Origin of the sequence: Chryseobacterium amylolyticum (genome assembly GCF_051011775.1) — a bacterium.
Classification (GTDB): Bacteria; Bacteroidota; Bacteroidia; order Flavobacteriales; family Weeksellaceae; genus Chryseobacterium.
Genome location: NZ_JBPCHX010000001.1, coordinates 482,864 through 502,655, shown reverse-complemented (window position 1 = coordinate 502,655; position 19,792 = coordinate 482,864). Strand labels below are relative to the sequence as shown.

The following is a 19,792-nucleotide window of genomic DNA, read 5'->3' as shown; positions in this document are numbered from 1 at the left end:
GATGAGAAGAGAGCTGCAATTTAAGACAATTATTACTATTTTAATTCAAAATAATTCAGATTGGCACCATCACTTTCAAAGAAAATTCTGATTTTGTTTTCTCCCTTCTGAAGCGGAACGTTTTTTACAGAAACTGTTTTCCAGTTTTCATTTCCCCCGCTGGATGGTAGTGATACATTGGCCAGGACTTTTCCGGAAGCGGTCTCAATTCTTACATTAGAATCTTTTGCACCCGAATATCTGATATCAAATGTATAATTTTTATCCCCTTTTGACTGCACCGTATACTGCAGCCATTCTCCGGATTCTGTTTTCCCTACATAATATTGATTCGTAATCTTATCATTACACTTATAGAGGTCTACACCATCATTTCTCATTTGCTGTCCAAAATTCCATTCTGATCTTTTGGCCGGATCACTTACCCAAAGATTAATGAAATCCTTATCCAGATAAGCTGAGCCCATTCTTCCAAAGTCATATTCTGAAGCAAATATTCTTCCCGGAGCCTGATGATCTTTAAATGGCATTGTTGAAGCATCTGTTGTCTGCCTGAACATTGCGTCAATAACATCTTTTTTAACTTCCGTATTGCTCAGTTTGTAATGATCGGCAATCTGCATTAATGCTTTCTGGGCATATTCTTTTGTTGGCTTTTCTCCGCCGTTTTTCCAGTAATCCAATAGCTTTTCATATTCAGGGGTGATTTTTACATTCGCAATTCCGGCAATATTATCAATCTTTTTCATAGGCCAGAAAGCATATCCGATATTATGCTTATCCAGAAGCTGTATCAGTTCGGTAAACCAGACGTTGGAATTCTCACCGGTCTCACCCAGCCAGATCGGAATATTATGTTTTTCCCTGAGATCTAGTGCAAATTTTAACGTTTGATCATCATTATAATTCCAGTATTTGTGGAAACTGAAAGCCATATTGTTATCCCAAAGCGCAGGAAGCCCGTTGTAATTATTTCCCCATCCGTTGCCTTCAATGAAGATCATATGTTTTTTATCAACTGCTCTGATTGCAGCAGTGATATCTTTCTGCAGTTTCCAAAGCGGGGCATTCGACATTTCATCTGTACCATTTGGATTTTTGCCTGTAAAATTAATATTAGGCTCGTTAATCAGGTCATATCCTCCGATCCAGGGATGATCCTTATATCTTTCTGCCAGTTTTTTCCATAACGCTATTGTTTTTCTTTGATTTTCTTCACTTTCCCAAAGAGATGGTTTAGACTTATCATTATCCGAAATGTTGACATCATTTCCCTGACCCCCCGGCGCAGCATGAAGATCCAGGATCAGATATATTTTATTGTCTGCACACCATTTTAATAATTCATCTGTCATTTTAAAACCTTCTTCCAGCCAGGTATCTTTCCCTTTTACCGGCTCCTTTTCAATCGGAAGGGTATAAAGGTTGTAATGCATCGGAAGCCTTATCGAATTAAATCCGGATTTGGCCAGCAGATCAATATCCTGTTTGGTAATACCGTTTTTCAGGTAGGCTTTGTAAAACGCATTCATGCCGTCTTCACCAATTAACTCCGCAATTTTTTCCTTAATCTTATACTGCGGACCCGCAAAATCAGCAGTTTTCAGCATATAACCTTCCTGAAGCATCCAGCCGCCAAGGCCAAGACCTCTCAGCTGAACATTTTCACCTTTATCATTAACAATTTTTTGTCCGGAAGTCTTCAATAATTGCGATGTCCCAAATTGAGACAATAAAAACGCGGATAGTAGAATAGCTCTTTTCATAGTGGTTTCAATGGTTTAAAATAATAGGGAAATATTAGAAATTATCATGAATGATGCAAGCACACAATGAATCTGTATTCAGTTCATTTATTGTATCAGATATCCATATATGTAAAATAAAATCTTTCAATATTGTATTGAATTATTCTCCAAATATATTGTTTTTTTATTTTGAAAAAGATTTTTTATTGGTAAATCTGTAATTATTAATAAACCGTTTTTCTATAAGTTTCTTAAAAGACAAATTATACATTAATTAATAAACCCGCAACTTCATCAAATCGATTGAAAATCGATTCTTCCTTTGTTTCCTTAAAATAATGCGTTACTGAAAATAAAGCCTTTGCGTGTAAGTTTGCAATAAATAACATCAAAAATTAAAAATGCTATCTTATAACTGATTACTCAGGATTATAAGATAGCATTTAATTATTGCTTAGAAAAGTAATGTATTTTTAACTGATCAGTTTCATGATCTCTAAAGCCACTTTTAACGCTTCAGTTCCGTCCTCCAGAGAAACCTCAACATTTTTATCCCCTGTGATGGCATCTGCAAAAGAGTTTAATTCATCCAAAATTGCATTGTTAGGCTGAATATTCGGATATTCGAATAAGATCTGATTCTTTTCCCCATCTGCATTTTCAATGATCATATCAAATGGAGTAGGATTTTCAGGAGCATCTTTCATTCTGATCACTTCTGCCTTTTTTTCAAGGAAATCAACAGAAATATAAGCATCTTTCTGGAAAAATCTGCTTTTTCTCATGGCTTTCATAGAAATTCTTGAAGTCGTAAGATTAGCTACGCATCCGTTTTCAAATTCTATTCTTGCATTGGCAATATCCGGAGTCTTGCTTACTACACAGACACCACTTGCGTGGATGTTTTTAACCTTGGATTTTGCCATACTCAACAGAATATCCAGATCGTGGATCATCAGGTCCAGTACAACAGAAACATCCGTACCGCGTGGATTGAATTCTGCCAGCCTGTGGATTTCAATGAACATCGGATTGCTGATGTATTCCTTAGTCGCTATAAAAGCGGGATTATATCTCTCAACATGTCCTACCTGTGCCTTGATTCCTTTTTCCTGGCATAAACGTAAAATTTCTTCTGCCTGCTCAAGAGTCTGGGTTACCGGTTTTTCAATAAAGAAGTGAAGTCCTTTTTCAATGGCTTTTAATGCATAATCATAATGATAAATCGTCGGGGTGACAATATCCAGCATATCGATCTGCTGCAGTAAATCATCAAAATTTTCAAAATATTTATACCCGAATTCGGCTTCTAATTTCTTTCCGTTTTCAACATCTTTATCATGGAAACCTACAAACGCATATCTATCTGACTGATTAAGAAGTTTTAAATGTATTTTTCCCAAGTGTCCGGCACCTACCAAACCTGCTTTTAACATAGCTGTATTAAATTTTTGTAAAGATAGTGAATGTACATTTATTAAAATACATGACTTTTTACTTGGAGATTTTTTAAGATTAAACACATCTGTTCATTAAAGAAATTGCAGTAAATTCAAGGCCTGAAAAATAACTATGAAAAGAATAATTTCGATTGTACTCATCTTTGGATTATGCACTGCCGGATGTATAGGAGATAGTCCATATGACCCGCAGGCTAAATGTGGAACTCCTGCAAACCTGATATTTGAAAAAGCAAATAACCTGCTTTCCTGGAACATGATCAGTCAGGGCGAAGGATATTATGAAGTACAGTATGGAGAGCAGGGTTTCATTGTAGGAAAGGGAACAACCGTTGTAACCAGTAAGAATTCCTGCCATCTCCCTCTATATAAAAATAATAAATATGATCTTTATGTAAGAAAAAACTGCGGAGCAGACAATGGCCGGAGCAACTGGGCAGGACCTGTTACCGTATTGGCGGCTAATACAACCACCTGTATAAAACCTGCGTATGCAACCTATTCAAAAACAACCTTTTCTGTTAATTCTTCTGTTTTTGATGCTACAGTAACCTGGGAAAGTGATGGCGTTTCCATATATGAAACTGTTTTGACAACCAGTCCTGTGCCACCGGCAAGCGGAGAACAGGTGATTTCAGGTCAAAAAGCTGTTTATATAGGATTAAGTAAAACAGTGAATTATAACTTTTTTGTGAGAAAAAGATGTGCAGATAACACCTTCAGTGATTTTTCCGGGCCTTATCCGATAAAATGGAATTAAAAAATAAAAAGAAAAGCAGTTAACAAATGACGGCTGTGTTTTTGTGGATAATTCTTTCTGACGATTTCGGAATTCTAACTTCTAATTTCTTATTTTTGTCAAATGCAGGATTCGTTTGTACATAAAGGAAAAAGAAAGATTTTAGTAGATTACCTTCGCAACAGAATTGGAATTTCAGACGAAAATGTACTTTCGGCTATGAGTGAAGTTCCGAGACACCTTTTTATCGAAAGTATTTTTGAAGATTTTGCCTATGAGGACAGGGCATTTCCCATTCTGGCACACCAGACTATATCCCATCCTTCCACGGTAGCGGAGCAGTCTGAGCTGCTGAAGGTAAAACCTGGTGAAAAAGTGTTGGAGATTGGTACCGGATGCGGTTACCAGACCGCTGTTTTAATGGCAATGAAAGCCCATGTTTACACAGTAGAAAGGCAGAAAGATCTTTTTGATTTTTCTAAAAAGAAACTCAGGGAACTACATCTGTTCCCGAAATTCCAGAGTTTTGGAGATGGCTTTGCCGGGCTTCCTACCTTTGCTCCTTTTGATAAGATTATCGTTACCTGTGGAGCTTCTACTTTACCGACAGAATTATTAAAACAACTGAATGTCGGAGGAATAATGGTGATTCCGTTAGGGCCTACGGATGAACAGGTTTTATACAGATTTACCAAGGTAGGTCCCACAGAATTTGAAAAAGAAGAATTCGGTGCCTATAAATTTGTTCCTATGCTTGGAAGTACCAACCAATAATTGTATCACAGATACGGAATCGGCAGACCTACTGGTCTCAGACACCAATGCCATTGTAAAAACAATATAACAATAAGAACGGACTATTGGGTCCGTTTTTTTATGAATGAAATTTAAAAGGTTTAAACTAAAATTAAAATATTTTAACTGATTTCGGAATGAAAATTGGATTCACATCAGAACCCAATCACTAAAATCTTACTATTATGGATACGAACAGATTCAAAGCGTCACATGATTTTAGTAATCTTCAGAAAAACCTGCACAATAACCCGGGATATAGTGTAGAAAGCTATTCACAGCAGGTAAAAGATTACATCAGCGACATGAAAAAGAGGAATCAGGAAGCTACCAAGCAGGGATTTATGGCGCAGGCTCAGAAATCTGCAAAAGAAGTTTGGGCTGAGATTCAGGAAATTGCTTCGGAAGCCTGGGAGAAGAATAAAAACCATTCAGATGAAAAGAAATAATTTTTAATATTAAAGTTCAGAAACCTTACTTTTTGCGAGTGAGGTTTTTTATTGAAAACCATTAAACCATCACAATGAAAGTCTTTATCAATAAAAGAATTCCGGAAGCAGGAATTAAAATGCTGGAAGAATCTGGTCTTGAAATAATTTTCCCGGAAAAAGAAAATCTGTCTTATGAAGAATGGCTGAATTACTGTAAAAATACCGATACTGTTTTAAGTATTGGAACAGAATTTAAATATGACAAAAATTTCTTTGAAGCCTGCCCGGACGTTAAAGCCATTGCATTATATTCTGTAGGTTTTGACCATGTAGATATTAAAGAAGCCACCCTCAGAAATATTCCGGTAGGGAATACCCCGGATGTACTGAGCCGGGCGACTTCGGATGTTGCTTTCTTACTCATGCAGGCAGCAGCAAGAAGAGCAAGCTACAATTTCGGGAAAGTAAAAGAGGGAAGCTGGGGTGCATTTGATCCTTTACACGCTTTGGGACAGGAATTGTATGGAAAAACGCTGGGGATTTTTGGACTGGGACGTATCGGATATGAAATGGCAGAAAAATCAAAGAAAGCCTTCGGCATGAATATCATTTATCATAACCGTCATCATAATGAAGAAGCAGAGCAGGAGCTGGGAGCCACTTATGTTTCTTTTGAAGACCTGATCAGAAACTCAGATGTATTGAGTGTTCATGCCAACTTTACTCCGGAACATAAAGAGTTGTTTAATGAGTCTGTTTTTAAACAGATGAAACCAAATGCTATTTTCATCAATACCGCCAGAGGGGGCTTTCACAATCAAAAAGATTTATACCAGGCATTGGTTGATCAGAAAATCTGGGGTGCAGGTCTGGATGTTACCAATCCTGAACCTATGGCTGCGGATGATCCCATTCTGCAGCTTTCCAGCGTTTGCATTCTTCCGCACATCGGTTCGGCTACCGTTGAAGCCCGAAACGGAATGGCCAGACTGGCTGCAGGAAATATCATTGCTTTTGCAGAAAACAAAAAAATGCCAAATTGTGCCAACCCTGAAGTTTATTCTAATCATTCAGCCTAACTTGGAATTATTTTTGTTCTGATTACAGAAACCTTTAAATCGTAATATTATGGCACCAGAAAACAATATTAATGAACAAAACAGAAAGCTGGAACAGATGGATTATAATCCTAACGAAGATATATTCAAAAAAGAAAAACATATTCCGCTTGACGGAGACGGAAATCCTGTTTTAGATGAGGATTTTGATGAAGATAAAATTGATAAGGGACTGGATATTCCCGGTGCGGAAGATGATGATGAGATGGAAGAAATAGGGGAGGAAGATGAAGAAAATAACTATTGGAGTCTCAGCGATAATGAGGATGACCATGAAGAGGAAAATGATGATGTTTTAACTTAAATTTTTACGATAATAAACCAACCTTGCTGAATTTAGTAAGGTTTTTTTATGTTGGATAACGGCTAATAGGGTAATGGCAATTCCCCTCCTTTGGAGGGGTGGATTCAAAAATTAAAGAATTTTTGAAGACGGGGTGGTTCCAAAGTGCAATACAATAAAATTCTCCAGTTCTTTCATTACAGCACTTAGATTATTCCTCACATCAAAATCACTTATTCTGAAAACAAACAGGCCTAAAGATTCCAGATACTCCTCCCTTATGCCGTCATAAACCTGTTTCTCATCATGGCTGGACCCATCAATCTCAATGATTAGCCCCAGTGTTTTTACATAAAAATCAACAATATAATTTCCTATTATTCTTTGTCGGTCAAAATCAATTTTGTGAAAAGTTTTTGCACGGACTTTCTTCCAGAATATCACTTCACCTAAAATATGGGCTTTACGTTTTTCTTTTAATAATGCTTTTAAATAGGGATTATAGGGAAGATTTTCAACGAAATTCCTACGGATCGGAATTCCATTGATAACGGTAAGGATTTCTTTCATGATTGTGTTTATTTTTTACCACCCCGTCTTCCAAAGTTATCAACTTTGGAATCCACCCTTCCAATGGAGGGGAATGAGATGTATTTATCAAATATAGTATTTAATATCAAATGGTGACTGGTTTACAACTTAAACCATTCTTCCCTTCACCCCTTGCCTATATTTCCTAATTTGAATATCTTTAAAACTTCAAACATTGTTTAAAAACATAGACCTTTAAATAGTAATATGACATTTCAAGAACAGATACAGCAGGGGATTCCTGATCAGCTGCCACAACCGAAACCATACGAAACCAATATCAACCATGCTCCGAAGCGTAAAGAAATTTTAGGGGAAGAAGAGAAAAAACTGGCATTGAAGAATGCTTTACGTTATTTCGACCCTAAATTTCACGCAGAACTCATCCCTGAATTCAAGCAGGAACTGGAAGATTATGGAAGAATCTATATGTACCGTTTCCGTCCGGATTATGAAATGAAAGCAAGACCGATCACAGATTATCCCGGAAAATCTGAACAGGCAAAAGCGATTATGCTGATGATTCAGAATAACCTGGATTACGCGGTAGCGCAGCATCCTCACGAATTGATTACCTATGGAGGAAACGGAGCCGTATTTTCAAACTGGGCGCAGTATCTGCTGACAATGAAATATCTGTCTGAAATGAGCGATGAGCAGACATTGGTGATGTATTCCGGCCATCCGATGGGATTATTTCCTTCTCATAAAGATGCACCGAGAGTGGTGGTTACAAACGGAATGATGATCCCGAACTATTCAAAACCTGATGATTGGGAGAAGTTCAATGCATTAGGCGTTACCCAATACGGACAAATGACAGCAGGAAGTTATATGTATATTGGCCCACAGGGAATTGTTCACGGTACAACGATTACGGCTTTAAATGCTTTCAGAAAAATCAAAAAAGAACCGAAAGGAGGTCTTTTCGTAACCTCAGGATTAGGGGGAATGAGTGGTGCCCAGCCAAAAGCAGGCAATATTGCCGGCTGTGTGACGGTATGTGCCGAAGTGAACCCGAAAATTACCAAAATCCGTCATGATCAGAAATGGGTGAATGAGATCCATGAAGATCTTGATGCACTGGTAAAAAGAGTAAGAGAAGCACAGGCTAACAAAGAAACGGTTTCTCTGGCTTATCTTGGAAATGTGGTTGATGTATGGGAGAAATTCGATCAGGAAGATTTGAGAATCGATATCGGTTCAGACCAGACTTCGCTTCACAATCCTTGGGCGGGTGGTTACTATCCGGTAGGACAAAGTTTTGAAGAATCAAATATAATGATGGCTGAAAACCCTGAATTATTCAAAGAAAAAGTTCAGGAAACGTTAAGAAGACATGCGGCAGCTATCAATAAACATACAGCAAAAGGAACTTATTTCTTCGATTACGGTAATGCCTTCTTACTGGAAGCTTCCAGAGCAGGGGCTGATGTAATGGCAGAAAATCCGACATTAGGAAGAGAATTCAGATATCCGAGCTATGTTCAGGATATTATGGGACCCATGTGTTTTGATTATGGCTTCGGGCCGTTCCGTTGGGTATGTACAAGCGGAAACCCTGAAGATCTGAAAAAGACGGATGACATTGCGTGTGCCGTATTGGAAGAAATGATTAAGAACTCTCCTGAGGAAATCCAGCAGCAGATGAAAGACAACATCCAGTGGATCAAAGGAGCACAGGAAAATAAACTGGTGGTAGGTTCCCAGGCAAGAATCCTGTATGCAGATGCAGAAGGAAGAATGAAGATTGCGGAAGTCTTCAACAAAGCTATTAAAAACGGAGAGATAGGACCTGTGGTATTAGGTAGAGACCACCATGATGTCTCAGGAACAGATTCTCCTTACAGGGAGACCTCCAATATCTATGACGGCTCAAGGTTTACTGCAGATATGGCCATTCACAATGTGATTGGTGACAGTTTCCGCGGGGCTACCTGGGTTTCCATTCACAATGGTGGCGGAGTAGGCTGGGGAGAAGTGATCAACGGTGGTTTCGGAATGCTTCTTGACGGAAGCGATGATGCCGACAGAAGACTGAAGTCTATGCTTTTCTGGGACGTAAACAACGGAATCTCAAGAAGAAGCTGGGCAAGAAACGAAGGTGCTATTTTCGCTATCAAAAGAGCTATGGAAGCAGAACCGAACCTGAAGGTAACCCTGCCAAACCTTGTAGACGAAGACTTACTGTAATATATAAATTCAGCATTGGCAACGATCAACAAAAAACTGTTTTCACATCTGAACGTAGAGGATAACGATCCTGTATGGGAAAAATTTGCTGAGGTTGAATTTTCAAAAAAAAAGATATTTCCGGACCGCAAAGCTTATCTGCTGGAAGATGGGCATGTCCGGAAATATTACATCAGCAGCACATCGGATATGGATACCGAAATCTGTGCAGAGTTTTACTTTCCGGGAGATATTTTTACTGTTGAAGAAAAAACTTCGGATGCGGTTTACGAATCCATCAGCAGCGGTCTGGCATGGGAAATTACCCTGGCTGAGGTGAAAGATATGTTTGCTTTAAATCCACACTGCCGTTTTGTACAGAATTATTATCTCAGCAGAAAACTGAATGCGGCCATGAAGAGGGAAATGCTTTTACTGAAAAATACTCCGCAGGACCTCTATGAATACCTGCTGAAAAACAAACCCCATTACATTCAGAATATTCCTTTAAAATATCTGGCCTCTTATATCGGGATTACGCCTATCTCTTTAAGCAGAATAAGAAAAAGAATTTTGTAAGCTGGAAGCTGGAGGTTACTCTCAGTCTTCAGATTTTTTTAGGTTTAATGATTAAATTGATCCATCATTTCAAATAAAGGAGAGGTATAGTTATTCTATCACCTCAATAACTTCCATCCTTCAGCTCCCATCCTCAAAACGCCCTCATTAATTATCTTTTGTTTATTGACTGGCCTTCCGGAAGTCTTTTCCTTTGCTGGAAAAAAGAATATGGAAATACAAAAATTAAACTGGGCAGGTATCCAACTGACATCAGATCACAAAACCATCTTAATAGACGCTGTAGAAGATTACTCTTACTATAAACCCGTTTTAGGGGATGCAGTAGAGAATCTTATAGAGTTTTCAGACCATGTACAGGCAGATTATATCCTGTTTACCCATATGCATCTCGATCATTTTGATAAAGGAGTCATCCGGAAATGTTTAAAGAATGACGGAAAACTGATTGTATATAAAGGACTTGAAGATGTAGTAAGAAAAATATTGGTTGGCGTAGAGATGATTGTTCTTGATCTTGATGAAACCTTCACAGAAAACAATATCACCTTCAAACCCGTATTTGCGATGGATGGCGTGGGAGAAATACAGTCTTCATGGATTGTGGATGATGGAGAAACCAAGATCTTTCATGGCGGAGATACCATCTGGCATAACCAGTTCTGGAAGCTCGGAAAAGAAAATCCAAATATAGATTATGCCTTTTTACCCGTAAACGGTGTTGTTGTCAATTTTGAAGTTATCGGTTTGGAGTATAGCCCGGTTCCTGCATCGCTTAATCTGAAAGAAGCCTTTGCAGCAGCGCATTTGCTCCATGCAAAAAAACTGGTCCCTATACACTATGGTTTGTTTACGCATGAGAAATTTTATATTCCTCAGGTATTTGATGATCAGGATTTGAAAAACATTTCAGAGGAAGTAGGACAGGAGTATATGGTTTTGAAAGATGGAGTGATGCTGATAGAATCTCAACATCAATAGAACGGGCTCTAGCCCGTTTTCTGGACAGATAGCTTTGCCTCTTTATTGTCATTCCGGAGGAATCCAGGCTTTTACTTTAAAATGTAGATTCCATGCTCCACTTCGTTCCGCTCTGAATGACAAATGGTGCGCACATAATTTGCACAATCAACGTAGAGCTCTTCACCTCTTTTGTCATTCCGGAGGAATCCAGGCTTTTACTTTAAATGTAGGTTCCATGCTCCACTTCGTTCCGCTCTGAATGACAAATGGTGCGCATATAATTTGCACTTCTGAACTATCTTCCCAACCTTCGGCCTTTGCTCTGAATGCTATATATTGTGTATATTTAAATATAATTAAAATAACAGTCTCGGGCGATCGAAGATCGCCCGAGACTGTCTTTATTATAAAATAAAAATTATTATTTCACTGCTGCAATAGCCGCTTCATAATTCGGTTCCTGGGAAATATCCGGTACCTGCTCTTCATAAATGATTTTTCCTGATGGGTCTATTACCACAACTGCCCTGCTCAGAAGCCCTTTCATTGGAGAATCTACCAGCTCCACACCATAGTTCCACCCGAAGTCGGAACGGAAATCTGAAAGCATTACCACATTTTTGATTCCTTCCGCACCACAGAACCTTTTCTGGGCAAACGGCAGGTCTTTGGAAATACAAAGTACTACGGTATTGGGAAGATTTCCCGCCTCTTCATTGAAATGGTGCACGGAGGCAGAGCATACTCCTGTATCTACACTCGGAAAGATATTCAGAATAACATATTTCCCTTTGTAGGAATCCAGGGTCTGATCATTCATATTGACATCTGTTAGGGTAAATTTAGGAGCTGGCTTATTGAGAGCCGGTAATTTGGCATAGGTATGGACTTCCTTTCCTCCCATTAAAACTGTATTGATGGCTTTGGATTTTTGAGCAAAGCCCACTGCAGAACAGAATAAGAGTGTACTGAAAACTAATTTTGAAAACATGAAATTTAATTTTTTATGCTAAATTATTCTTTTTTTAGGACCTGAGATTAATTTTAATTCAAATAGATCAAATCTATTGTCAGAATATTTTTTTCAAAACAATTTACCTCTACCTTTATATTATAAATCTCCGGAAGAAGGAGAAGCTTATCACATAAAAAAATAGAAAGATTTATGAGTTCAGAAAATACAGCATCATTTCATCACATTTTTAAGAGTGAAAACGAAATCCCTGAAGAATATAAAGTTCCGGTGATTCACCAAAGGACTTATCTTTTGAATGGCGAACTGGTAGAGTGGAACGGTGATGTCACCGAAATCTATTCACCTGTATGCATTCCTACAGAAAACGGATTGGAAAGGAAACTGCTGGGAAGCATTCCGAATATTGGACCAAATGAAGCCATGGAAGTCCTTGAAGCCTGTGTAAAAGCCTATGATAACGGTCTTGGTGAATGGCCGACTATGTCTGTGGAAGGGCGTATAAAATGTATGCAGAAATTCGTGTACCTGATGATCCAGCAGAGAGATCTGATCATTAAGTTACTGATGTGGGAAATCGGGAAAACGCTGGCCGATTCTACAAAAGAATTTGACCGTACCGTAGATTATATCAATCAAACCATTGATGCACTGAAAGATCTTGACAGGGAATCTTCCCGTTTTCAGCAGGCGGAGGGAACCATTGCGCAGATCAGAAGAGCACCGCTTGGAGTCGTTTTAAGTATGGGGCCGTTCAATTATCCTCTGAATGAAATTTTTACCACATTGATTCCTGCCCTGATCATGGGAAATACCATTCTTTTCAAGCTTCCCAAACATGGTGTATTGGCTCACTATCCATTATTAGAAGCCTTCAAAGAAGCATTTCCAAAGGGAACAGTGAATACTTTATATGGAAAAGGCTCAGAAATCATTACCCCGATCATGGAAAGCGGAAAAGTGAATGTCCTTGCTTTCATCGGGTCTAGTAAAGTAGCGAACGGGCTGAAAAAACTGCATCCTAAGGTAAACCGTTTAAGAGCCATTTTAAGTCTGGATGCGAAAAATGCAGCCATTGTTACCAAGAATGCAAACCTGGATGTAGCGGTAAGCGAATGTATTCTAGGTTCTCTTTCCTTCAACGGACAGCGTTGCACAGCGCTCAAGCTTATATTTGTTCAGAAAGAAGTGGCACTGGAATTTACTGAAAAGCTGAGTGCTGCTGTTTCTGCTTTGAAACCGGGGCTTCCGTGGGAGAAAGATGTGAAAGTAACACCACTTCCGGAAGTCAATAAACCTCCTTACTTGAAGGAATGCATTGATGATGCCCTGCAGAAAGGGGCCGCAGTGCTGAATAAAGATGGCGGCTATACGGATGAATCGTTTGTTTTCCCGGCGGTAGTATATCCTGTAAACAGTGATATGAAACTGTATCATGAAGAGCAGTTTGGTCCCGTAATTCCTGTTGTTCCGTTTGAAGATATAGAAGAACCTATAGAATATCAGGTGAATGCTTCACACGGGATGCAGGTAAGTATTTTCAGTGAAGATCCTCAGGAGGTAGCGAGACTGATCGATCCGTTCGTGAATCTTGTAAGCCGTGTCAATATCAACTGTCAGGCACAGAGAGGCCCGGATGTTTTCCCTTTTACCGGAAGAAAAGACAGTGCGGAAGGAACGCTTTCAGTTTTTGATGCCCTGCGTTCATTCTCTATTAGGTCTTTAGTAGCAGCAAAACTTACGGAATCCAACAAAGAGTTACTTAATACTATTGTAAGAGAGCATGATTCCAACTTTTTAAGTACAGATTATATTTTCTGATCGTACCGATATTGTATTTAACATAAAATAAAAATCCTCAATAAACTTATTTGTTTGTTGAGGATTTTTTTAACTTAATACCGGAAATTAAAGTTTTGTGTTATAATAAGGTGGTGTTTTTTAGAAATATCATCTATGATCAGTTTTTAAATCATGTGTTCACCGGAAAAAGAATTTTTAGAGAAAATTGAAAAGCACAAAGGAGTAGTTTTCAAGATCTCTAAAATGTATATGGATAATAAGGACGATCAGAATGATCTCTACCAGGAGATTATTTACCAGGCCTGGAAATCATACGGTGATTTTCAAAAGAGGAGTGATTTCTCCACATGGCTGTACAGAACTGCACTTAACACAGCAATTGTTTTTTTGCGAAGTGAAAAAAAACGTAGTTTTATACAGAATCAGAATATAGATGGGCTAAGTGCCCGGCAGGAGCCTTATAATGATACAGATGATATAAACATGAAGAGGATGTATGATGCAATCCATCAGTTGAGCCCCATTGATAAAGCGCTGATATTTTTCTTTTTAGAAGGTTTTTCCGGAAAAGAAATTGCAGTGCAGCTGGGAATTACCGAAGTGAATACAAGGGTAAAGCTGAAAAGGGCTAAAGAAAAACTGAAAGAGATCATTACCCGCCAGAATACGGGCTCCTATTAAACGATAACACTATGGAGTTAGAAAACTTTAAAGAACTTTGGAATAAAGATACAGGACAGGAATCTCCTGAAATTTCTCTGGAAAAGAAAAGAGAAATCCATTCTCCGCTGCAGATGCTGAAAGTGAATATGGAAACTGAATTCTGGCTGATGATTGTAACACTGCCAATGCTTTTAACCGGTTTCCCTTTTGCTTCTACAGATTATAACATCAGGACCATATCAGCATTTGTCACCATCCTCACCGTTGCGATTATCATTTATTTTTATTCCCGGTTCCTGAAACTGTATAAGCTGCTCAGGAAAAACAGCATCAATACCAATTATGACCTGTTCAATCTTAAAACCCAGCTTCTTATCTCGAAAGAAATTTATATTTCCTATTATATTTCTTATATCCCTCTCGGGTTTCTTTTGTCTCTGGTTAAAATCAACTTCCATTTTGACATGGAATATAATCTGGCGATCTTCGGAATCAGCCTTCTGATTACATTATTGCTGATCGCTTTTATCATCAGATACTGGATCTATTATATGTATGGAAGGTATATTGATGATGTAGTGCGGCTGGTAGATGAGCTTAACGGAATTGAAGTAAGCCCCAAACAGGAAAAGAAAAAGTCCTGGTTTGAACGCTCACAGATTTTTTTCATGAATAAAATGGGAATTAAAGGGAATATTCTGAATACCGTCATATGGTTTATATCCATGTATATTTTTATCATTTTATTCCTGACACTTGTTCTTCTGATCATCATCATACTGGGGGCAAAACTGGATTTCCTCGATATCGGGTCATTACAGAGGGCTTTAAATAAACTTAATTAGAAATGGTCTGTCTTCTGTAAATTTTCTATCTTTAACAAGTTGAGCTGTTAAAAAATATCAGATGGATGAGATTAAAAATCAGATGTATTCTATAGAAGAATTTCTGGAACTTGTGAAGTATAAGAAAGACAGGAAAGAATCCTATGACCCCGAATACAATTATGCAGTGTATTCTTCGAAAGAAGAATTTGAGCCTGAAATGAAAATTTTCATCGGAGATCCTCTCGATATTGGTGAAAATGATAATGAAATCTTACCTGATTTTGTATACCATAATAAATTAAACTATATGTGCTCTGATGAGAATATTCAGGATGTGGTAGACCTTGCTTTCCGGCAGTATGGAGATGTTACTGCTTCCCAGCTTATCACTGCCCTGAACCATTATCTTCAAAAAGATGACTTTCCTGATTTTAAACAAGATTGATGTTTCAGCTGAAATCATAAAAGTCTTCAGGAGAATTGAAGAGATAAAAAGGTTTCGGCGGGCTGAAAGCCCGCCGAAACCTTTTTATCATTATTGCTTTTTATTTTTCTTTTCCTTGGCAATTTCGTTTTTTATCCAATCCAGCTGAGGATCTTTTTTATCAATAATATCCTGCATGCTTTCAATAACTTTTACATCAGGAATAACCCCTTTCCGCGAATCTGAAAAATTGATATTAGGCTGTACCAGAAGCAATCCGATAGGAAATCTTATTTCAGAATTGGGTAGCTTCTGATACGAATAAAAACCTGCAACAGTCCCGTCATTGGCACCACCGGTCTCTTCTCCCACCAGCGTTGCTCTTTTATCATTCTTAAGCTTGGCCGTAATAATAGAAGAGGCTGAAAAGCTTCCACTGTTGATCAGTACAAAAACTTTTCCATGAAAGGCCTCTTTTTTAGGTTTTGTAGGTTTGTCAGCTTTCATTTTATAGAAAACCTTTCCGTCTTTTTTATACGTACTGAAAGCCTGTGCGAAAAAATAACTTGGGTAGGCAATACTTTTCAGTGCATATTCCAACGGATTACTTTTCCTAAAGTAATTGGTACGCAGAGGAGTATTTCTTGCGGTCACCTGCGAAGGTTTGATAAGAGTGAACGGTGCATCTGCCAGATAGGAATACAGGTTGTTGATTTCATAAAGAGAGCCTCCATAGTTGTTCCGGACATCGATAATGAGATAAGAAGACCTGGCATTACTGATCCTGGCAAAAGTTTCCTTATAGAACCTATCCGAAAAGTCCCTGGAAAAGCTTTTCACTTTTATATAAGCAATAGTACTGTCTTTATCGAGAAATTTGAAGCTTCTGTTATAAGAATCACTGGAAGCTACATAATCATTCAGTTTCTTTTCCCGGGTCTTTTTCTGCATTTCCTTGTCCTTTTCAAGATCAGAGTCGGATTTTGTTTCCCGGGTTATGGTATACGCTTTCTTTTTCCCCCGGTAGAGGGTTTCAAGGGTGGCTTTGCTGCCAAAACCATTTTCTGCAGTATAAAAATTAAAGAAAAGGTCCTTTAAAAAATAGGGATAGAAAGTGGTATTATCGCCGTCACTGCTGATGAGGCTTCTGTATTTTTTTATATAATCGGATACAGGAACATGATTGATGGATAAAATTTCGGTTCCGGGTTGTATATGCTCAATAGAATCTTTGTTTTCAATAATATACATTCTATCTCCTGAAATATAATATTCAAAACGGCTGAACATCCCTTTCTGATGTTCCAGTCTTTTAATTTCGTTTTTGGTAAATTTCTGTCTGGGAATTCTCAGTGAAAGATGTCCTTCCCGGATGCCGGCAATAACAGGCTGAAGCTTAAAATAAAACTGAAGAGGAGTAAGAGGTTCAGTAATTGTCTGCTTGAGACTGTCAAATTTATGTTCCAATTCCTTCTTGGGGATATACCAGTATAATTGAGGATGCATTTGCTGTAATTTTGAATAGGCAAAATCCACATCCTCCTTAAGTTGTTCCGGTGGAATACATGCAGCACGCTGTTCGTTGTGTTTTTTTATAGAGCCACAGGACGAAAATATAGCGAGAAGAAATATTACCGAATAATTTTTCAATGTATCTGAGTTTTTTTAACGTGCTAAAATAGAAAGTTTAAAATTAATCATGATTTAAATGAGTAATAAATTTTCCAAAATACATGATAAATTTAGTTAAAAAATGTAGTAAAATGGAATATATTTTCATTTAAAACTAAAAGTCGATACATTTGATATTTATTTTATACGGATGATTTACTGGGTTATTACGAGTGTGGCTGTTCTGACAGTTACTTTTTTTATTGTGATCAATATGAAGGCATTTGGCGGGGTGCCAAAAGGAAAGAGGCTGAAGCGGATAAGACAGTCGAAGCTCTATAAAAACAAGCAGTTCCGGAATATCAGCCATACTCCTTCTATCACAGAAGGATATAAAATGTCGAAGGTGGCGTATGATTTCTTTTTAGGTAAGAAAGATCCGCTGTTGAAGCCTCTGAAGGCTATCCCATCTTTTCATACGGATTTGAATAGAGATAAAAATCAGGATGTACTGATATGGCTGGGGCACTCATCTTATTATTTGCAGACAGATGGGGTTTCTTTTTTAATTGATCCTGTTTTGAGTCTGTATGGTTCACCTTTTAAATATTTTAATAAAGCATTTAAAGGATCGGATATTTTCAGGCCGGAAGATATTCCCGATATTGATTACCTTGTCATAACCCATGATCATTTTGATCATTTGGATTATCCCACTGTACAGTCTATAAGAGATAGAACAGGAATGGTAATTTTACCTCTGGGAGTGGGAGCACATCTGGAAAGGTGGGGGTATACTGAAGACAGGCTTATTGAAGAAGAGTGGGGAGCAGAAGTTGATTTGAAAAATGACCTGAAAATTATTTTTACCCCTGCCAGACATTTTTCCGGCAGAAGGGTAAGGAAGAATGATACCCTTTGGAGTTCTTATGTCCTGATTACGCCAACAAAGAAAATTTTCTTAGGAGGAGACAGTGGTTATGATAGCCATTTTAAAACAATCGGAGAGCAATATGGTCCGTTTGACTATGCAATTCTTGAGAACGGACAATATGGGGAAGCCTGGAAGTACATCCATACGTTACCGGAAGATGTTATCCAGGCTGCTATTGATCTCAAAGCAGAACGTATTATTCCTGTTCATGCTGCAAAATTTGCACTGGCACTTCATCCATGGAATGAACCTTTACAAAAGATAACGGCTCTCGGAAAAGAAAAAAAACTGAATATCCTCACTCCGATGATCGGTGAGGTAGTAGATCTGAATCAGTCAGAACAGCAATTTACCACCTGGTGGGAAAGCTGATCAGGCATGCCAGATTTCTTTATATCTTGCGGGGTGGTTCTCAAACTGTTGTCTTACAAAATCACATTCCGGGTCTACAAGCAAATCTTTTTCTTCTGCATAACGTACCAGCTCATCCAGCAATAGTTTGGCGTATCCTTTTCCCTCACGTTCTTCATCAAGCTTCGTATAATATACGATAAGCAGTCTTCCGTCAACCTCTATGGACATATAACCTGCTTTTTTATCATCAATAAACAGCTGCAATTCATCCTGATATGGAGATACCTGAAACTTTATATTTTCCATAATTATTAAGATTTGGTTGATTAAATAATTGAAGAATATTTTCAAAAAAACATTCTCTTCATTAAAATTACAAAATTAAATGATATCAAATAATACTTTTCAATAATCTTAACGAATTTTATAACGTAAATGGGAAAAAGATAAAAGATAAAAGATGTTGTTATTACAATTCAATAGGGGTTGGCTAGCCCACCTACTCAAAAATATCATCCGTTGGCTTTAGCCGAAACTTAAACAACTTTCTTTTAAAAGTTACGGTCACTTAATAAGTGATTAAATATCACTAAGTAAGTGTTGTTTAGTAAAATTAATTTTTTCTCGATAATAAAATTAAAACGGTTAAAATTTATCAAAAAATATAGAATGTATTTTGAATATAATCAGATGTTTATGGTTTTTCTTAACAAATATTAGCATTTGCAGTTAACAATTGGCACTTTAATTGACTGTCTCTTCATGTTTAATCTTAAAGTGGAGTGAAATGAAAAAATTAATATTAACAGCATTATTGGTTGGGACATTTAGTCTAAGTTATGCCCAGTCCGATTATTATAACGATTACAGAAGGAGTATTTCAGATATCAACTGGCAAAGGGTGATCACTGATCTTGTACTTTCAACCACACAGGCGAATCAGATCTATGTATTGAATGACAGGTATCGTGATTATGATTCATGGAACAGGGTTTATGTAGTAGAGCCGGGAAGATGGAGAAATGACCGTTATTCTGAACTGGAAAGAATCCTGGGTAGAGAAAAGTATATTATCTTTAAAAAGAAATATTACAGAGGGCAAAATCCTGTCATAGTTTACGGAAGAAACAAAAATGATTACAAAAAGTTCCGTAAAGAACAGGAAAAATACTATAAAAATCAGGAGAAGTACTATAAGAAACAGAACAAACATCGTGGTCATGGACATGACGACGATTGGGATTAACAATTATCAACTATACTCACTTACATGGCTGGCATCTTTGTCAGCCATTTTTATATTCGGCAGGAATATTTTTATTAT

20 protein-coding genes are annotated in these 19,792 nt (G+C 37.7%); 14 read left to right on the top strand and 6 right to left on the bottom strand.

Annotation, left to right across the window (positions count from 1 at the left end; all coding sequences use genetic code 11):
- Positions 1–35 precede the first annotated feature (35 nt).
- Together ACR1PO_RS02275 and ACR1PO_RS02270 are read right to left on the bottom strand one after the other, a co-directional pair.
- On the bottom strand, positions 36–1,766 hold the full coding sequence (locus ACR1PO_RS02275) for a cellulase family glycosylhydrolase (RefSeq protein WP_332387580.1): 1,731 nt from the start codon (positions 1,764–1,766) through the stop codon (positions 36–38).
- 455 nt (positions 1,767–2,221) lie between these two features.
- Entirely contained in the window at positions 2,222–3,184 is a 963-nt protein-coding gene (locus ACR1PO_RS02270) for a Gfo/Idh/MocA family protein (protein ID WP_433985669.1), read from the bottom strand.
- A gap of 136 nt (positions 3,185–3,320) precedes the next feature.
- Here ACR1PO_RS02270 and ACR1PO_RS02265 point away from each other — a divergent pair, with 136 nt between their 5' ends.
- The 5 genes from ACR1PO_RS02265 to ACR1PO_RS02245 all read left to right on the top strand — a co-directional run bounded on the left by ACR1PO_RS02265 (position 3,321) and on the right by ACR1PO_RS02245 (position 6,595).
- On the top strand, positions 3,321–3,968 hold the full coding sequence (locus ACR1PO_RS02265) for a hypothetical protein (protein WP_433985668.1): 648 nt from the start codon (positions 3,321–3,323) through the stop codon (positions 3,966–3,968).
- Positions 3,969–4,070: 102 nt separating this feature from the next.
- Positions 4,071–4,721 carry a protein-L-isoaspartate(D-aspartate) O-methyltransferase gene (locus ACR1PO_RS02260; protein WP_002977994.1) on the top strand — a complete coding sequence of 217 codons (651 nt, stop codon included), beginning with the start codon at positions 4,071–4,073 and terminating at the stop codon, positions 4,719–4,721.
- Between the two features lie 206 nt (positions 4,722–4,927).
- Positions 4,928–5,191, top strand: a complete 264-nt coding sequence (locus ACR1PO_RS02255) for a hypothetical protein (RefSeq protein WP_002977995.1) — start codon at positions 4,928–4,930, stop codon at positions 5,189–5,191.
- Between the two features lie 74 nt (positions 5,192–5,265).
- On the top strand, positions 5,266–6,252 hold the full coding sequence (locus tag ACR1PO_RS02250) for a 2-hydroxyacid dehydrogenase (protein WP_433985667.1): 987 nt from the start codon (positions 5,266–5,268) through the stop codon (positions 6,250–6,252).
- 49 nt (positions 6,253–6,301) lie between these two features.
- Positions 6,302–6,595: a hypothetical protein gene (locus ACR1PO_RS02245; protein ID WP_332387577.1), complete on the top strand. Its 294-nt coding sequence runs from the start codon at positions 6,302–6,304 to the stop codon at positions 6,593–6,595.
- A 111-nt stretch (positions 6,596–6,706) separates the two neighbouring features.
- Here ACR1PO_RS02245 and ACR1PO_RS02240 read toward each other — a convergent pair whose 3' ends face one another.
- A complete protein-coding gene (locus tag ACR1PO_RS02240) occupies positions 6,707–7,144 on the bottom strand; it encodes an endonuclease domain-containing protein (RefSeq protein WP_433985666.1) in 438 nt (145 codons plus the stop codon).
- A 228-nt stretch (positions 7,145–7,372) separates the two neighbouring features.
- On the opposite strand from ACR1PO_RS02240, the gene hutU reads away from it, so the two are divergent.
- The 3 genes from hutU to ACR1PO_RS02225 all read left to right on the top strand — a co-directional run bounded on the left by hutU (position 7,373) and on the right by ACR1PO_RS02225 (position 10,897).
- Positions 7,373–9,358, top strand: coding sequence for a urocanate hydratase (hutU, locus tag ACR1PO_RS02235; protein WP_433985665.1), 1,986 nt, complete (start codon positions 7,373–7,375; stop codon positions 9,356–9,358).
- Positions 9,359–9,373: 15 nt separating this feature from the next.
- On the top strand, positions 9,374–9,916 hold the full coding sequence (locus tag ACR1PO_RS02230; protein WP_433985664.1) for a Crp/Fnr family transcriptional regulator: 543 nt from the start codon (positions 9,374–9,376) through the stop codon (positions 9,914–9,916).
- A 210-nt stretch (positions 9,917–10,126) separates the two neighbouring features.
- Positions 10,127–10,897: an MBL fold metallo-hydrolase gene (locus ACR1PO_RS02225; protein ID WP_332387574.1), complete on the top strand. Its 771-nt coding sequence runs from the start codon at positions 10,127–10,129 to the stop codon at positions 10,895–10,897.
- 403 nt (positions 10,898–11,300) lie between these two features.
- Here ACR1PO_RS02225 and tpx read toward each other — a convergent pair whose 3' ends face one another.
- Complete coding sequence (tpx, locus tag ACR1PO_RS02220) at positions 11,301–11,870, bottom strand: thiol peroxidase (protein ID WP_332387573.1); 570 nt, start codon at positions 11,868–11,870, stop codon at positions 11,301–11,303.
- A 174-nt stretch (positions 11,871–12,044) separates the two neighbouring features.
- Between tpx and ACR1PO_RS02215 the strand changes: the two genes are divergently transcribed.
- From ACR1PO_RS02215 to ACR1PO_RS02200, 4 genes are all read left to right on the top strand, one after another.
- Positions 12,045–13,673 carry an NADP-dependent glyceraldehyde-3-phosphate dehydrogenase gene (locus ACR1PO_RS02215; protein WP_332387572.1) on the top strand — a complete coding sequence of 543 codons (1,629 nt, stop codon included), beginning with the start codon at positions 12,045–12,047 and terminating at the stop codon, positions 13,671–13,673.
- 153 nt (positions 13,674–13,826) lie between these two features.
- The gene (locus ACR1PO_RS02210) at positions 13,827–14,336 is read left to right on the top strand and encodes an RNA polymerase sigma factor (RefSeq protein WP_332387571.1); all 510 of its coding nucleotides are present in this window, start codon (positions 13,827–13,829) and stop codon (positions 14,334–14,336) included.
- Between the two features lie 11 nt (positions 14,337–14,347).
- Positions 14,348–15,163 (top strand): hypothetical protein, encoded by an 816-nt coding sequence (locus ACR1PO_RS02205; protein WP_433985663.1) that lies wholly within the window; start codon positions 14,348–14,350, stop codon positions 15,161–15,163.
- 61 nt (positions 15,164–15,224) lie between these two features.
- Positions 15,225–15,590: a DUF7716 domain-containing protein gene (locus tag ACR1PO_RS02200; RefSeq protein ID WP_332387569.1), complete on the top strand. Its 366-nt coding sequence runs from the start codon at positions 15,225–15,227 to the stop codon at positions 15,588–15,590.
- A 90-nt stretch (positions 15,591–15,680) separates the two neighbouring features.
- On the opposite strand, the gene ACR1PO_RS02195 is transcribed toward ACR1PO_RS02200, so the two are convergent.
- Positions 15,681–17,219: a S41 family peptidase gene (locus ACR1PO_RS02195; RefSeq protein WP_433985662.1), complete on the bottom strand. Its 1,539-nt coding sequence runs from the start codon at positions 17,217–17,219 to the stop codon at positions 15,681–15,683.
- A gap of 172 nt (positions 17,220–17,391) precedes the next feature.
- On the opposite strand from ACR1PO_RS02195, the gene ACR1PO_RS02190 reads away from it, so the two are divergent.
- Positions 17,392–18,486, top strand: a complete 1,095-nt coding sequence (locus ACR1PO_RS02190; protein WP_433985661.1) for an MBL fold metallo-hydrolase — start codon at positions 17,392–17,394, stop codon at positions 18,484–18,486.
- On the opposite strand, the gene ACR1PO_RS02185 is transcribed toward ACR1PO_RS02190, so the two are convergent.
- The gene (locus ACR1PO_RS02185) at positions 18,487–18,774 is read right to left on the bottom strand and encodes a GNAT family N-acetyltransferase (protein ID WP_002978009.1); all 288 of its coding nucleotides are present in this window, start codon (positions 18,772–18,774) and stop codon (positions 18,487–18,489) included.
- A gap of 481 nt (positions 18,775–19,255) precedes the next feature.
- Between ACR1PO_RS02185 and ACR1PO_RS02180 the strand changes: the two genes are divergently transcribed.
- A complete protein-coding gene (locus tag ACR1PO_RS02180; protein ID WP_002978010.1) occupies positions 19,256–19,714 on the top strand; it encodes a hypothetical protein in 459 nt (152 codons plus the stop codon).
- Positions 19,715–19,792: the final 78 nt, after the last annotated feature.